This is a genomic window from Nitrospinaceae bacterium (genome assembly GCA_018669005.1).
Lineage (GTDB): Bacteria > UBA8248 > UBA8248 > UBA8248 > UBA8248 > UBA8248.
On sequence record JABJAL010000115.1, the window covers coordinates 15,289 to 30,988 of the forward strand.

General features: G+C 50.2%; 13 protein-coding genes. 10 read left to right on the plus strand and 3 right to left on the minus strand.

Annotated features, from left to right (window positions below; all coding sequences use genetic code 11):
- Positions 1–370: 370 nt before the first annotated feature.
- Positions 371–1,378, minus strand: a complete 1,008-nt coding sequence (locus tag HOJ95_17640) for an ATP-NAD kinase (GenBank protein ID MBT6396517.1) — start codon at positions 1,376–1,378, stop codon at positions 371–373.
- Between the two features lie 247 nt (positions 1,379–1,625).
- On the opposite strand from HOJ95_17640, the gene HOJ95_17645 reads away from it, so the two are divergent.
- From HOJ95_17645 to HOJ95_17690, 10 genes are all read left to right on the plus strand, one after another.
- Complete coding sequence (locus HOJ95_17645) at positions 1,626–3,014, plus strand: glycerate kinase (protein ID MBT6396518.1); 1,389 nt, start codon at positions 1,626–1,628, stop codon at positions 3,012–3,014.
- 61 nt (positions 3,015–3,075) lie between these two features.
- Positions 3,076–3,852 (plus strand): DUF3047 domain-containing protein, encoded by a 777-nt coding sequence (locus HOJ95_17650; GenBank protein ID MBT6396519.1) that lies wholly within the window; start codon positions 3,076–3,078, stop codon positions 3,850–3,852.
- Positions 3,853–3,979: 127 nt separating this feature from the next.
- Positions 3,980–5,398 (plus strand): pyruvate kinase, encoded by a 1,419-nt coding sequence (pyk, locus tag HOJ95_17655; protein ID MBT6396520.1) that lies wholly within the window; start codon positions 3,980–3,982, stop codon positions 5,396–5,398.
- 2 nt (positions 5,399–5,400) lie between these two features.
- Positions 5,401–6,348: an ROK family protein gene (locus HOJ95_17660; GenBank protein ID MBT6396521.1), complete on the plus strand. Its 948-nt coding sequence runs from the start codon at positions 5,401–5,403 to the stop codon at positions 6,346–6,348.
- Positions 6,345–7,307, plus strand: coding sequence for a DUF3108 domain-containing protein (locus tag HOJ95_17665; GenBank protein ID MBT6396522.1), 963 nt, complete (start codon positions 6,345–6,347; stop codon positions 7,305–7,307). The genes HOJ95_17660 and HOJ95_17665 overlap by 4 nt, the downstream gene beginning before the upstream one ends.
- 194 nt (positions 7,308–7,501) lie before the next feature.
- Positions 7,502–8,074: a metal-dependent transcriptional regulator gene (locus tag HOJ95_17670; protein ID MBT6396523.1), complete on the plus strand. Its 573-nt coding sequence runs from the start codon at positions 7,502–7,504 to the stop codon at positions 8,072–8,074.
- A gap of 171 nt (positions 8,075–8,245) precedes the next feature.
- Positions 8,246–8,413 carry a hemin uptake protein HemP gene (hemP, locus tag HOJ95_17675; protein ID MBT6396524.1) on the plus strand — a complete coding sequence of 56 codons (168 nt, stop codon included), beginning with the start codon at positions 8,246–8,248 and terminating at the stop codon, positions 8,411–8,413.
- Between the two features lie 198 nt (positions 8,414–8,611).
- Complete coding sequence (locus HOJ95_17680) at positions 8,612–9,616, plus strand: extracellular solute-binding protein (GenBank protein MBT6396525.1); 1,005 nt, start codon at positions 8,612–8,614, stop codon at positions 9,614–9,616.
- Between the two features lie 80 nt (positions 9,617–9,696).
- On the plus strand, positions 9,697–11,403 hold the full coding sequence (locus HOJ95_17685; protein MBT6396526.1) for an iron ABC transporter permease: 1,707 nt from the start codon (positions 9,697–9,699) through the stop codon (positions 11,401–11,403).
- The gene (locus HOJ95_17690; GenBank protein MBT6396527.1) at positions 11,400–12,479 is read left to right on the plus strand and encodes an ABC transporter ATP-binding protein; all 1,080 of its coding nucleotides are present in this window, start codon (positions 11,400–11,402) and stop codon (positions 12,477–12,479) included. Before HOJ95_17685 ends, HOJ95_17690 begins: the two co-directional genes overlap by 4 nt.
- Positions 12,480–12,495: 16 nt before the next feature.
- Here HOJ95_17690 and HOJ95_17695 read toward each other — a convergent pair whose 3' ends face one another.
- Both HOJ95_17695 and secA read right to left on the minus strand, forming a co-directional pair.
- Positions 12,496–13,206, minus strand: a complete 711-nt coding sequence (locus HOJ95_17695) for a hypothetical protein (GenBank protein MBT6396528.1) — start codon at positions 13,204–13,206, stop codon at positions 12,496–12,498.
- On the minus strand, positions 13,158–15,700 hold a 2,543-nt coding region (gene secA / locus HOJ95_17700), incomplete at its 5' end, for a preprotein translocase subunit SecA (protein MBT6396529.1). The genes secA and HOJ95_17695, both read right to left, overlap by 49 nt.

The window sequence follows — 15,700 nt, forward strand, 5'->3', positions numbered from 1 at the left end:
CAGTGTTCTCCTTCAACCACATGCCCAAAATCGGGCCGGAAAACCATATAACCACCAAAACAAATCGACCTAAAAAAACGCCACATTTTGAGGGCCCGAGAAGAGCCGCCGCTCAAAAGAAGCGGGAGTTCTTATTTAAAGCGTGTCTCTTAGACGAACAAAAGTTCCATACTTCGCCCGAACCCATGATTTCACAAGACGAATAAAAATATTTCCAACTCTCATAATAGTCAAGAGTATTATGAGAGCTTCCCGCACCATGAGAGCTTCCCGCACCTCACAGGCACGAGAAATTCAGATTAACTATTTACTATTCAAATATTTACGTTGCTCTTCTTACTTCTTTTTAAAGAAACATTCAAGCCTTTTCTTAAAGATTGGACAGGTGCCCTCTCTGCGCGGCGATTTTCAACACCGAGGGAATATTCAGGACCCTAGGGCCTTTGCTGTCGAGTTCAACCTCAAACCCCTCACCACTTGAGAGGACATATTCCCTCTCCCCATCAAAAGCGAGCACTTGGTTGCCCTCGCTGGTGATTTCAACCCGCTCGCCCGGAGCAATTCGCCGCACCCGCCCCACGCGCGCCTGCTGGAGCAAACCGGGTCCCACAGGAGAGAGAATCGTCTTGCCCTTTGCGCCCCGGGGGGCAAATTCAATCCAGAGACCCTCGGGCTCATCTGTCGTAATGGGATCAAGGCTGGCCCCCAGGGCAGAGAGACCAAGCCCGCCTGGCTCGCACCGCGTGAGGGCGAGGGCATGAATGCGCTCTGTGTCCCATACGGCCCGCGAGCCGGCAAAGGATTCATTAATTATCGCCAGATCCACAAGCGCAATATCCTTGCCACCCTTAAGATGAACCACCAGGCGCTTGGAGACTGCCACCTCTTTTGAATAGCGCCTTGGCCGCATGGCGTACAATCCGGCCCCAAGTCCTGCCACCGTGCCCTCCCAGTTTTGGGAAAACGCGTTGTTCGTCCCCGTCGAAAGCGGCACCAAGGGGCAGCGCCCGCAGCCTTTGGCCGCGGCCCGACTCGTGCCATCACCGCCCAACACGACGATGCAGGCAGCGCCCTCCTCCGTCATTTTTGAAGCCGCTCGTGTTGTGTCCTCAGATTCACCTCGCGCCTCGACGCTACAGAGCCGAACTTTTGTTCTCTTTCCAGCGCTTCCTTTGCCGAAGGCCTCAACTGCCGCACGCCCAAGGGAGCCTGCGTCATCGAGGATAGCCACCTCATCGACACCTGCCGCCTCAAGGCCCGCAAGCACCCGCCGGACGATAAGCAATTTTTCATGATTGCTGAATGATGTTGCCAGCGCCACCAGGCGACGAATGTCCTTGCCCGATTGTGGATTGGCGATCACGCCCACACGAATCAAAGGAAACTCCTGCAATAAAGCAAAAAGAGATGCCTCTAGGCAAGAACGTAAAAACTTGGCGCAAATACTATCTCAACAGCGCCGGAATCAGTTAGTCTAGATGCATCCGGACCCGCCCCTGCTTGGGTGGCGCGCCTAATCACTCGAACACGAGATTAAGCGCGAGGCTAAAGAAGCCGGTCCCCAGCGTCAAGGATGCCTATAACAAAGGTGCCCCTCTGTCTCATAAAGGATGAGAGAGACATCCATGGCCACTCGCCGCAGCGCCCCCGCTCTCCGGGCTGACGCAAAAGCCATATTCAGGGCCGGGCTCGATTCGGTCCGTGCCAAAAAAGCGATACCCGCCTTCGTGGACATCGAAAAAATGAGGGGAGCCACAGGCCCCGCCACAAGCCCCGGCACGCGCCGAGGCGAGCGCCTCAAAATCGGCAAGCGGCGCTTCAAGCTTCCCGCCAACGGGCGGCTCATCGTAACGGGAGCCGGTAAGGCCAGCGCTCATATGGCCCGCGCCCTTGAGCGAATACTCGGCCGCCGAATCGATGGCGGCATTCTCGTCACCCAAAAGGGCCATGCCGTACCATGCCAGCGCGTGGAGATCATCGAGGCGAGCCACCCCGTTCCCGATGCCGCAGGCATCAAAGCGGCCAAAAGAATCGGCAAACTGCTTGATGATGCGGGCAAGGATGACCTGGTTATCTGCCTCCTCTCGGGAGGCGGCTCGGCCCTTCTGCCCGCACCCGCCCAAGGCATCACGCTCAAAGACAAACGCCAGACCACCGAGGCCCTTCTCAAAGCGGGCGCTCCAATCGAGGCCCTCAATTGCGTTCGCAAGCATCTTTCCCGCCTCAAGGGTGGCCAGTTTGCACAACGCGCCCACCCGGCCCGCCTCGTTACCCTCGCCATATCAGACGTCGTGGGAGATCCCTTTGACGTCATCGCATCCGGCCCCACCTGCGGGGACCCGACCACCTTTGCCGATGCGAGGCGGGAGCTGAAGCATTACGGCGTGTGGCGAGCCATCCCGGACAATGTACGCAAACTCATAGAAAACGGCGCGGCAGGTAAAATTGCCGACACCCCCGAGCCCTCGGACCCCGTATTCGGGCACGTCCACAATTTCATCGTGGCAAACAACGACGCGGCTTTGAAGGCCGCTGCCGCAGAGGCCCGCCGCCGTGGATTTAGGCCATTTATCCTCACCCGCCGCATGCAAGGCGAGGCCAGAGAGGTGGGCAAATTCCTGGCCGGCATCGCAGACGCCATCCAAACGGAAGGAGCCCCCACCCGCCCACCAGCCTGCATCCTCCTCGGCGGGGAAACCACAGTAGTCGTAAAGGGAGGTGGCCTGGGCGGCAGATGCCAGGAATTAGCCCTATCTTTCCTAGATAACATCAATAATGAAAAGCACTTCTGCCTTCTTGCCGCCGGGAGCGATGGAAAAGATGGACCAACCCCTTCGGCAGGCGCGCTTGTCGACGCGAAATCCCTGCAAATTACTAAAAAACAAGGTATTGACCCCGGATCATTTTTAAGTGAGAATAACAGCCATAAGTTTTTCGGTAGCTGTGGGGAGTTAATTTCGACAGGCCCAACCGGAACGAACGTGATGGATCTTGTCGTGTTGCTCGCTGGTTAAATTAGACTTTAGTTACTCTAATTTTTTATAGATGTTGATTTCCGCCCTTTACGAGGTTCTTATGTCCGGCTCGCGAGCATTGTGGGTCCGATCCGTATTTTGTGCCTTCCTGGCAGTCGTGCTTCTATCGCTATCCCAAAATTTAGCGGAAGGCGCAGAAGACTCGGTTATCTTCCGCGGCGGCTCCAACCGAAAAATAACCACCCAGGCCAATGGCCTGCCAAAGGGCTGGAAGCTGAGAATATGGCAAGGCGAGCCTGATATAAAAGTAATGAAGGAAAAAGGAAAAAATATTATTCGGCTTCGCAGCAAAGTTGCATCCGTCAGCATCTACAAAGACATCAAACTCGACCTTCAAAAATATCCTCTTCTCAAATGGCGCTGGAAAGTGACCAAACTTCCCAAAGATGCCGACGCCAGGGTTAATAACAAAGACGATCAGGCAGCAGGCATCTATGTCGTATTCCCCCGCTTCCCGAGTATGATTAACAGCCAACTGTTGGCTTATGTCTGGGAAACAAGTGTCCCTGTCGGAACCGTGATGCGGAACCGCCGCAATCCAATGGTCCACTACATAGTCGTCCGAAGCGGAAAAAACCGCCTGAACGAATGGATCACCGAAGAGCGCAACGTCATGGAAGACTATAAAAAAGTATTTGGAAAAGCGCCCCCCATGGTCGGTGGCATCTCCCTTCTCATCGACACCGACGACACACACTCCCAGGCCGAAAGTTATTTCTCAAAAATCGAATTCCTTAAGCGAGCACACGTGCGAATAACCCCTCCGGCCAATCGACTCGTCAAATCCTTTATTCCCAATACCGGCATATTCGAATAATTGTCATTCATACCAAGCTTCTCGCCACAGAGGTGAAACAGACGCCGGCAATACCCTTACCAATCGGGCATTACCGGCTTTTTTGATTGCCAAGAAAACCCGAACGACAAGGACAACTAAACCCGTTATGCGCCGAACAAAAATTGTTTGCACACTAGGACCCGCTAGCCGAAAAACAAAGACTTTGCGGGCCATGATTCGCGCCGGAATGAACGTAGCCCGCCTCAATTTTTCGCATGGCACCCACCCTGAACACCGGGCGACCATCGGCAAAATTCGAAAACTATCCAAAGAAGAAAATTGCCCTATAGCCATTCTCGCAGATCTGGGTGGCCCCAAGTTTCGCCTCGGAAAAGTGCGCTCCGATGCATCCCTTAAAGAGGGCCAAAGTGTCACCTTTACTTCTCAGACAAGAGTTGGCACCTCGAAAATTTTATCTGTGAACAGGCCCGAACTCATCCCTCAACTTCGACTGGGCGATCGGGTCATGATTTGGGACGGCAAACTCCAGCTTGAGGTTACACAAACGGGCGAGGATGAGGTCGTCTGTCAGGTCATTATCGGTGGGCCACTCAAAAACAATGCTGGCCTTAATATGCCGGACACCCCTCTCAACATTCCGGCGCTAACCGAAAAAGACAAAAAAGATCTGGCCTTTTGCATCAAACAAGGCGTTGATTTCATCGGTCTATCCTTTGTTCGCTCTGCAGGCGATATTGAACTGTGCCGCCTCGAAATGAGACGCCATAAAGCCAACATCCCGATTATCGCAAAAATGGAAAAAACAGAAGCCGTAAAAAATTTAGAGGAAATCATCGAGGCCACCGATGGTGCGATGGTTGCCCGTGGGGATTTGGGGATAGAGTTCCCGCTTGAGGAAGTCCCACTGGCCCAGAAAAAAATAATTGCCTGTGCAAACGAGCATGGGAAACCCGTCATCACGGCAACAGAAATGCTTTTGTCGATGGTCGAGGCAGCGCGTCCCACCCGTGCTGAGGCCGGCGATGTGGCCAATGCAATCCTTGACGGCTCCGATGCAGTGATGCTCAGCGAGGAGACTTCCGTTGGCAAACATCCCACTGAAGTCATCCGGATGATGGCCCGCATCGCGGAATCAACGGAGAAAAGTGTCCCCTCGTTGTTTGAAGGCCCCAGGCGGCGCCGCGATCAAATCACGAGCACTAATCTTGCCTACGCAATTGCCCACTCCACGGTAGAGCTCGCCCGGGAGCTTAATGCGCCATTAATCATCAGCCCAACGGACTCGGGCGACACCCCACGGCGAATAGTACGTCACCGTCCGAGGCAATATGTAATTGCCCTTAGTACATCGGATCAAGCCATTCGTCGGCTAGCTCTTTCTTGGGGCGTGATCCCCTGGAAAATTTCCCGCCGTCTGCCCTTGGAGAAAATGCTGCTCGCAATCCGTGAACGAATTTTGGCAGAAACCCTAGCGAGCGAAGGCGAGTACGCTATCCTCTGCGCCGGATATCCGTTCGGGGCCAAAGAGAGCAAAGGCCGGGTAATACAAGCTGAGGTGATCTGACCGTGAGCGGCACTACCGCAAACGGCTATTATATCGGCCTCGATTTGGGCGGCACCCAAATAAAGGGAGCCCGATTTTCATACAACGGAACACCTGAAGCTGAATTCAAAAATCCCTCCAAAGCTGATGAATCGCTTGATGCCATCATCGCCGCCGTGCACACCACAATAAAAAATCTTTCCCGAGATGGAGAATTATACGGCCTGGGCATCGGCGCCGCCGGCCTCATCGATACCGCCACTGGCCGAATCATCACCTCACCCAACATTCCAATTCTGAACGGGATCGATCTCAAGGCCCGCATTAAGAACGATCTCGATGGTGTTCCTATGCACATCATGAACGATGCGAACGCGGCCGCTCTGGGTGAATATTTTTCGGGCGCGGGCCAACACGCCAAGAGCATGTTTCTCCTCACCCTCGGAACCGGAATTGGGGGCGGTTTCATCATTAACGGACAACTATGGGAAGGGGCTGCCGGAATCGGGGCAGAAGTTGGCCACATTTGTGTTCAAGCCGATGGCCCCCTTTGCCATTGTGGTGCAAGGGGGTGCCTTGAGGCCTTCATATCCGCATGGGCACTTTCCAGGGACGCGGAACAACTGGCGCGGTCGGCACCAGATTCACCCATCGCAGCACTTTGTGATTTTGCTCCCCACTCTCTGGCAAAACTAGCGATCGAGGGTGATGCACAAGCCCGTGCCTTATGGGAAAATGCGGCCACCTTTCTCGGCATTGGCATCGCGAATTTAATGAACCTGTTGAATCCTGAAATAATTGTTCTGGCTGGGGGGCTTTGTGGCGCTGGCGATTTATTATATGAGCCCGCGAGGCGTGCGTGGGAAAAACAGGCCTACGACGCGGCCCACACCTCCACTTCCGTGGAATTTGGCGACCTCGGCGAATGGGCCGGAGCACGGGGCGCCGTTCAGGTGTATTTGCAAAAATGAAAGCCGCCCTCCCAGTAACATTTTTTTACGCACTCGCATTGACGCTCAGTCTACTGGCATCACCTATACCGGCAGATGGCCTGGAGCCGCCCCTAACTCTTGCCTTCCAAAAGGGGGAAAGCCTCAAATATCAAATTAAATGGCTCGGGCTAGCTATCGCGACAACACGCATTAGCGTTGATGGCCCTCTGAGGTGGCAGGGCAACAATGTTTTCCGCTTTCATGGACGCCTGAAAACTGTCGGAATACTTAGGCGCTTAATTAAGGTGAACGATGAGGTTACGAGCTATTCGGATGATTTGAATCTAAACAGCCTCCGCATCGAAACATCTCAACACGAGGGGCGCTATCGAGCCCGAAGATGGAATGTTTTCAAAAATGGCAGGGCCTCCTACAACAGGCCAGGCCGGCCGCCTCGTTATTATGAGCTGCCCGGCCCCGTGAAGGATCTTCTGGGCGGCCTCTACAAGGTGCGGACAGCTAAACTAAGACCCTCTCAAAAAACCGTTATCAGGGTATTTCACAACAAAAAACTCTACCCTGTTCGCCTAAGCGTTATCGGCCTTGAGAAAACGGAAACTCTTTGGGGCCCCCTCAGCACCCTTGTCATAAAGCCCGAATTTATCGGCAATGATTATCTCAACAGCTTTGGAAGCGCATGGGTTTACGTCACAGCCGACCGGTATCGCGTTCCCGTCAGATTTGAAAGTAAAACATGGCTCGGCCCGGCGGTGGTGCACCTGATAGAGAGCAGAGGTATTCCATCCGGCCCCCTGTCGCGGGCGCCGCGCAGGAAAATTGAGAACTGGAGGGGCAAAGGAAAACGGATTAAAGAGGGAAAAGGAGGCGGCCTAATAAACCTAAAGAACATCATTAGGAAAAACGTCTCAAGTCATTATAACAAAAAGAATAAAAGATTAGGCGAAAATCAAATCCTGCAACCTCGGCCAAAGGAATAGACACACACAATCAGCTAAATTTTATTGATTCTCTGCCAGGGCGCTTTGGTTTTTGATTCAGTCGTAATATCCCAAATTTCCTTCAATAAAATTTCTGACGAATTTATCCTGTTTTCTATTGACAGACGAACAATGTTAATTTAGATTAACAATGTTTGATCGAGATATCCTCCTCAAACAACTGGAGAGCAGACATGCCGACCCTGATGTCAAAAGGAAAAGGCGAGCTTTCACCCAGCCTCGAGCACTATCTCCGATCGGTATATGACCTTCAGGAGGAGAAGGGCTACGCCCGCGTCACAGACATTGCCGAGAGTCTTGGAGTTGCGAAATCTGCTGTCTCTGCGGCCCTCAAAACATTGCGCACCTCGGGCTTGGTGGATCATCGGGTATACGAAAGCATCCTCCTCACCGAAAAAGGACGCGCCCAGGCGAAAAGCGTATCGGGAAAATTTGCCATCTTGCTTGAGTTTCTCATGGAAATATTAGGGATTGAGGAAAAACAGGCCCTCGCCGACGCCTGCTTGATGGAGCACTATGTGAGCGCCAATTCGATGGACCGCTTTCTCGATTTGCTGCGTTTTTTTGAGGATCGGAACCACCAGGAGGCCCTTGAGGCTTTTCGCGCCTTTAGGCGCTCCTGTGAGAGCGAGGACAACTGCCCTACCTGTACTTATCACTGTGACGTGAGCGCCCAGGACGTTAATGTCAACGATGCGGACGTCAAAGACACGGGCCTCCAGGAGTTGGGGGTATTACCAGACTAATAGGTGTTCAAATTCGATACATTTCAGCCAGCGCTACAAACAGGCGGCTACAGCGACAGGAAACAACCGTTAAATGATTGATATTACATACGATATGGCGACAAACTCTTATGTGCGACATGTGGCACTCAATTCAGGCGTCGCAAACATTCGCCAAAGGAGAATTAGCTGATGAATCAAGTCACACAGCCGTCCCCCACCGCCATCATATGTATCGGCTATCGATTCAACGACCAGCCAATTATTGAATCAAGTGAGTTATTCGGGGCAAGCCGCTCTGCGATAATCCGTCACCAAGATGAGGCGTACACCCTGGAAAAACCCGCAACGGGAAACTAATTCTTAAAAAATAGGACTTACCGACGAGGGCTTTTAGAGCCTTAAATACTAGTCAACGCGCGATTCCTAGCCAGCACAGACTTTAATTTTTAAACCGTGCAAGCAAACCGGAGGAGAGCAATCACCCATGGGAGGTGAATCATGAAAAGAATGATCCTGTTATTTGGTTGCTCACTATCCTTGCTCGTCTCTAGCGGCATGGCCGTATTCAACCCAGGGATTACAGAGGCCGCCGGCGAAGTTAACCTCTACTCTTATCGCCAGCCATTTTTGATAAAACCTATCCTCAATAAATTTACGCAAAACACTGGGATCAAGGTCAATATCATGTTCGCCAAAAAGGGCATACTTGAAAAAATCAAGGCAACCCCAGGCGCTGCGGACGCTGTATTGACTTCCGATATTGGCAGCTTGAACGACTTGACCGAGGCTGGGGTTCTTCAACCTGTCAAATCAAAAAGCCTCAAACAAAACATCCCTGCGGCTTACCGCCATCCCGATGGTTATTGGTTTGGATTAACTATGCGAGCGCGTGTTCTTTTCGTAAGTAAGGACAGGATAGAGCCCGGCCAAGTAACATCATATGAAGACCTGACAAAACCCGAACTCCGTGGCCGCATCTGTGTTCGCTCCGGCAAACACACCTACAACATTTCGCTATTCGCATCAATTATCACGCACAAAGGAGAGGCTTTCACACGCAAATGGCTCAAAGGCCTACAAGCAAACTTAGCTCGCAAACCCAGCGGCAACGACCGTGCCCAGGCAAAAGCGATTTATACTGGCCAGTGCGACATCGGAATTGCCAACACCTATTACATGGGGAAAATGCAGACAAATAAGAAAAAGGCCGCGCAGAAAAAATGGGCCGCCTCTATCAGAATCGTATTCCCAAACCAAAATGATCGAGGAACACACGTTAACGTAAGTGGAGGTGCCATCACCAAAGGGGCACGAAATCTTGCTAATGCTATCAAATTACTTGAATTCCTCAGTGACAACCATGCACAACAGTTCTACGCGGGACAAAATTTCGAATATCCACTAAAAGCCGGAGTCGCCGTCCATCCACTTGTTAAATCGTGGGGTGAATTCAAGGCAGACACGGTCAGCCTGGCAACTGTCGCAAAGCACAGAAAAACGGCATCAAAATTAGTTGACCTGGTCGACTTTAATAATTTCAAAAAGACTTCAGGAAATTAGTTGCCAAACACCAAAAAATGCTCGGGTGAACAATTCACCCGAGCATTTTTTTCACGGCGAGTGCGACATGGGGCGATTAAATGATTGCTACAACAAATAACCCTGCCCTGACTCGTCGGATTTTCACCTCGCTTCCAACTGACTTATGGACTGCCGGCACACTAACAATCGCCGCTTTAGTTGCCGCACCTATCATTTCGGTCCTGCTCCTTGCGCTATCCCCAAGCAATGACATTTGGTATCACCTGGTCTCCACTGTTCTCCCTCGCTACATACGGACAACTCTCTTGTTGATGATTGGCGTTGGAATAGGCACTGCCACAATCGGAACAGGAACCGCTTGGCTCGTCACCCTATGTAATTTTCCGGGCAGACGAGCATTTGAATGGGCCCTTCTCCTCCCACTTGCCATACCCGCCTATGTGGTCGCTTATGTCTATACAGACATCCTTGAATTCGCAGGACCTGTCCAAACGACGTTACGCGATTTTTTTGGCTGGAAGTCTGGGCGAGACTACTGGTTCCCCGAAATACGCTCGCTCGGCGGTGCCATCATTATGATGACACTCTCCCTATATCCCTACGTCTACCTTCTCGCTCGAATCGCTTTCCTTCAGCAATCAATTTCCGTCCTGGAGGCATGTCGCACCCTTGGGCGAGGTCCATGGCGCGCTTTCTTCCAGATAGCGCTTCCGCTTGCACGACCAGCTGTAGTTGTCGGTGTGAGCCTAGTACTGATGGAAGCTCTAAATGATTTTGGTATCGTAGATTTTTTCTCAATCGAAACCCTGACAGCAGGCATTTACGATGTATGGCTTAATATGAACAACGCGCCTGGGGCCGCCCAATTGGCTACGGCATCCCTTGCGTTTGTCCTGTCACTAGTTGGCATTGAAAGGTATTCACGTCGCAAACAGCAAAATTACCAAACCGCCTCAAAATACAATCCCATTTCCAGCTATTCTCTTACGCGAGGCAAATCCTTTCTTGCCTTTCTCTCCTGCCTGCTTCCAATAGCACTTGGTTTTTTAATCCCTGCTGGCGTATTGCTCGTATATGCAACTCAATTTTACGAGGAAAGCTTATCGGCAAATTTTCTACTCTATGCCCGAAATAGTTTGGTACTTTCGTCTCTCAGCGCCACAATCGCCACTATACTCGGACTTTTTCTGGCATATGGCGTCAGATTAAGTGGCAATTGGGTCGTATTGGCTGCTACTCGATTCGCAAGCATCGGATATGCCATACCAGGCGCAGTCCTTGCTGTTGGCGTCATTATTCCCCTCTCACGAGCCGACTCAACTTTAAACAACATTTCGGAATCCGTTTTTGGCATACCGACAGGATTTTTATTTAGTGGAACAATCATCGCCATCACATACGGCTACTTGGTTCGTTTTCTTGCCCTCTCTTTTGGAACCGCCGAAGCGGGCCTTTCGAAAATCACATCAAACATGGACGGTGCCGCGCGCACACTTGGGCTAAGTCCAACAAGAACTCTTATCCGTGTTCATTTTCCGATCTTGAAAGGAAATATACTTACAGCCGCTATACTGGTGTTTGTTGACACAATGAAAGAATTGCCCATGACGTTGATTTTGAGACCCTTCAATTATGGGACTCTCGCGACTCATGTTCATCAATTCGCCTCTGATGAACTTTTGGAAGAAAGCGCCCTTGGAGCACTGGCGATAGTTGCAGCAGGCATACTTCCGGTTATTCTCCTAAGCGCGACTATACGAAACACACGGCCTAGACACTATAGCGAAGAAAGGATAAGGCTTTGAGTGGATTACACCTGAAGAACATCCACCATGCTTACGGCAATAACCGCGTCATCCGTGGCGCTAGTATGAAAATTGAGTTCGGGGAATTTATCTGTCTGATCGGCCCTTCGGGATGTGGAAAAACCACGCTACTTAGATTGGTTGCAGGCCTTGAATCTTTACAGCAAGGAAACATTCATATTGGAGACACCACAGTCTCGAACTCTGATGAGGGACTTCAAGTTCCCCCGGAAAAACGTGGCGTTGGACTTATGTTTCAGGATTTTGCACTTTTTCCCCATCTCACAATATTCGAGAACATCGTCTTCGGATTACCCAAACCATCAAAAGAGCGAATACGTTTAGTTCGAGATACGATGAGAGAAATGGGCATTTCTGATTTATCAGATGCTTATCCGCATATGCTCTCAGGGGGACAGCAACAGCGGGTCGCTCTTCTACGTGCACTGGCACCACAGCCTGAACTCGTCTTGTTGGATGAACCGTTCTCTGGCCTCGACATTAACCTCCGAGTTCAAATTCGCGAAGAAACACTCTCAGCACTTAAAAAGACCGGCACAACAGCTCTCATGGTCACCCATGACCCTCAAGAAGCAATGTTCATGGCTGATCGCATCATGGTGATGAATCGCGGCCAAATAGAGCAAATAGGGACTCCTCGCGAGATTTATCAATTTCCCATTACGGAATATGTCGCTCGCTTTGTAGGACAGACCAACATCCTTCCTGGAATAGTTCTCGATTCGGGATACGACGAAATAATGACTTCGATCGGCCCTGTTCCTTGCCTTTCTATGCGCGGCCTAGGGTTTGGGACAGATGCGTTTATCTCAATTCGTCCCGAGAGTTTCGCCATAGATCCCGAGGGTCAACTGCAAGTAGAGGTAATTCAGGTACGTTATGGAGGAAACTACACGATTCTCGAAGTGAAATTACTAGAAGAAATTGGAAAAGGGCAGGAACTCAAAGTTCATGTTCAACCGAATATTCGTGTCGATGTCGGCGAAAAGATCAGACTTAGAATTATTCCAGATTTCGTCACCGTAATAGAGGACGCGGAGGCCAACGGAAACTAACGTACGACCTGTAATGTTACTTGATTATAGGCAGGAAGCTTTTTTCAGAGATTATTTTATCACCCTCAAAATCAAATCTTTTACCTTTCGAGTAATACCACCAAACTTCACCATTTTCTTTACCTTTGCGAATCTCCTCCGCAATACCGAATCGGCGTATAGTATTTGCGCGGGGCGAACTGGGAGGGTGGGCCTTCAAGGTTTCCTGCACTTTTGACCATGCACCGTGAAATGAGAGTTTAAAATCAAACAACCATGAATTGCCTTTCGTCACTCTTTGGGTAATATCGATTCGATTCGGTCGTGCATATTTGACTTCATCAAAAAGACCTCGTTCATAAAAACTCAAATAATACTTCCTTCTTCCACCCAGAAGAGGCAAGGAAACACGATATGTACCATCCGAGGCGGTTAGCCCCGAGGCAAGAAGTTTCCTTTTTTTTAACTCAAACCTTGGGTCAGACTGCAAGGATACGTTCGAGGATGACACTCGCACTGGCAATTGGCCAACAGGCATCCCCGCCTCGTCAGTTATGAAACCAGCAATAATAAAGTGACGGGATTTTGGGGGGATTTTCGTAGTATTCCCCTGCTTAGAAACAGGGGGCACACCGCCGCACCCAGAGGACAACAAAAAAAAGAGACAGACGAATCCTACTGGCAAGCAGCGAAATATTCTCATCGCCCGCAGCAATGTTTGAATTTTTTCCCGCTTCCACAAGGGCATGGCTGATTCCGCCCGACCTTCGGTGTTTCTCGGCGAACAGGAGTGGGTGTCTTCACAGCAGCAGCTGCAGAGCCATCATCAAAGGCAGCAACATCGTCGTGCATCATATAAATTTCCTGCTCACGCTCATGCTCCTCAAGTTGAATCCCTTCATCCCTCACATCTAATTTATAGAGGTAGAGGAGCGTTTCGGAGTCAATACGATCATTGAGCGTCCCGAACATCTCGAAAGCTTCTTTTTTATACTCATTGAGAGGATCAACTTGGGCATAACCGCGTAGACCGATGCCCTCCTTGAGGTGCTCCATTCCTGTCAGATGATCCTTCCACTGCGCGTCAAGGATTTGGAGATAGACCATGCGCTCAAGCTCTCGAACCATCTCATCCTCGAAATCACCATACTTCATCTGATACACATCTTCGATAAGAGAATGGAGTTTATCAACGACCAAATCCCGCGTCTCTTCTTCGATATCGATTTTGCATTGAGGATCTTCAAAAACTATTTCATTCGAATCCAGCCTTCCAGAAATGCCGTACTGCCGCTCGAATGCTATAAGAAATCCTTCCAAATCCCATTCTTCATAATGCTCGGATTCGGGCATAGAAACATCCATCATGTCCTCGAGAACCCCAGCAGCCACATCTTTGACCTGTTCTGAAATATCGGCTCCCTCAAGGATTGATTTTCGAAGCTGGTAGATGATTTCTCTTTGTTTGTTCATCACATCGTCGTATTTTAGAATTTGCTTACGCATCTCGAAGTGATGAGCCTCAACACGCTTCTGAGCACCTTCGATAGAGCGCGTAACCATCTTCGCCTCGATAGGCACGCCCTCCTCCATCCCAAGCTTTTCCATAATCCCGCTTATTCTATCCGAACCGAAAATACGTAGCAGATCGTCTTCAAGGGAGAGATAAAACCTTGAACTTCCAGGATCGCCTTGCCTGCCGGAGCGTCCACGCAACTGATTATCGATTCGGCGACTCTCATGTCTTTCCGTAGCAATGACATGAAGCCCCCCCAGGGCAACGACATCATCATGCTCTTTTCCTGTCTGGGCTGTGTATTTAAGGAATGCCGCCTCATATTCAGCCCCCTCATTCGCATCAACTTCAGAGGTTGCCAAGAACTCAGGATTTCCGCCTAAGAGAATATCTGTTCCGCGCCCAGCCATATTGGTAGATAGCGTTATGGCACCTTTCCTACCAGCCTGTGCAATGATCTCGGCTTCGCTTTGATGATTTTTAGCATTAAGCACATTGTGAGGAATCTTTGCCCTTCGGAGAATGGTAGAGAGCTGCTCACTTTTTTCGATGTTGGTAGTTCCGACCAAAACAGGCCGCCCACACTGGTAGCATTCATCGATCTCCAAAATCACGGCGTCGAGCTTTTCTTTCTCAGTTCGATACACCTGATCCGAAAGCTCCAGACGTATCAAATCTTTGTTAGTCGGAATTAACATTACAGGCAGCTTGTAAATCTCCAAAAACTCAGAGGCCTCGGTATCTGCAGTACCAGTCATCCCGGCGAGTTTACTGTAAAGACGAAAATAATTCTGAAAAGTAATAGTAGCCAAGGTGATATTTTCTTCCTGAACCTTGACACGCTCCTTGGCTTCCAGCGCTTGATGCAAGCCATCACTGTAGCGCCGACCAGACATCAGGCGGCCCGTAAATTCATCAACAATGACCACTTCATCATCCTTCACAACATAGTCAACATCTTTTTCAAAAAGAGCGTGTGCCTTAAGAGCCTGCTCAACATGATGAAGAAGCGTGATGCTACCCATATCAAACAAACTCACGCCCTGGGCGAGCACATCGGCCTTCCGGAGAATTTTTTCACACTCAGCTACACCCACTTCTTTCAAATTCACCGTTCTGCTCTTTTCATCAACGATGAGAAACTCATAATTTTTCTTGCTGATATTATCTTTTCCACCCTCGATATAATCGTCCGGGCTCACCGGAACCTCTACTTCGCCCTCAATTTCCTTGAGCAAAGGGCCGACAAGAGCATTGATTTGGCCATACAGACGGGTTGCCTCCTCGGCCGGACCACTAATAATGAGTGGCGTACGAGCCTCGTCAATTAAAATGCTATCAACCTCATCTACGATGGCAAAGTTCAACTCACGCTGAACGAACCCTCCTTTTTCAAACTTCATGTTGTCTCTGAGATAGTCAAAACCAAACTCATTGTTTGTTCCAAATGTAATATCCGCCGCATAAACAGCACGACGTTCATCATCGTCCATGTCATGCTGAATAGATCCAACAGTAAGACCGAGTCCTTTGTAAATACGCCCCATCCATTCGGCGTCTCTTTGGGCCAGATAGTCATTCACAGTGACAATATGAACACCTTTTCTCGCCATGGCATTCAGATATGCTGGCAGGGTTGCAACAAGAGTTTTACCCTCGCCGGTTTTCATCTCGGCGATTTTTCCTTGGTGAAGGACCACTCCCCCAATAATCTGCACATCAAAAT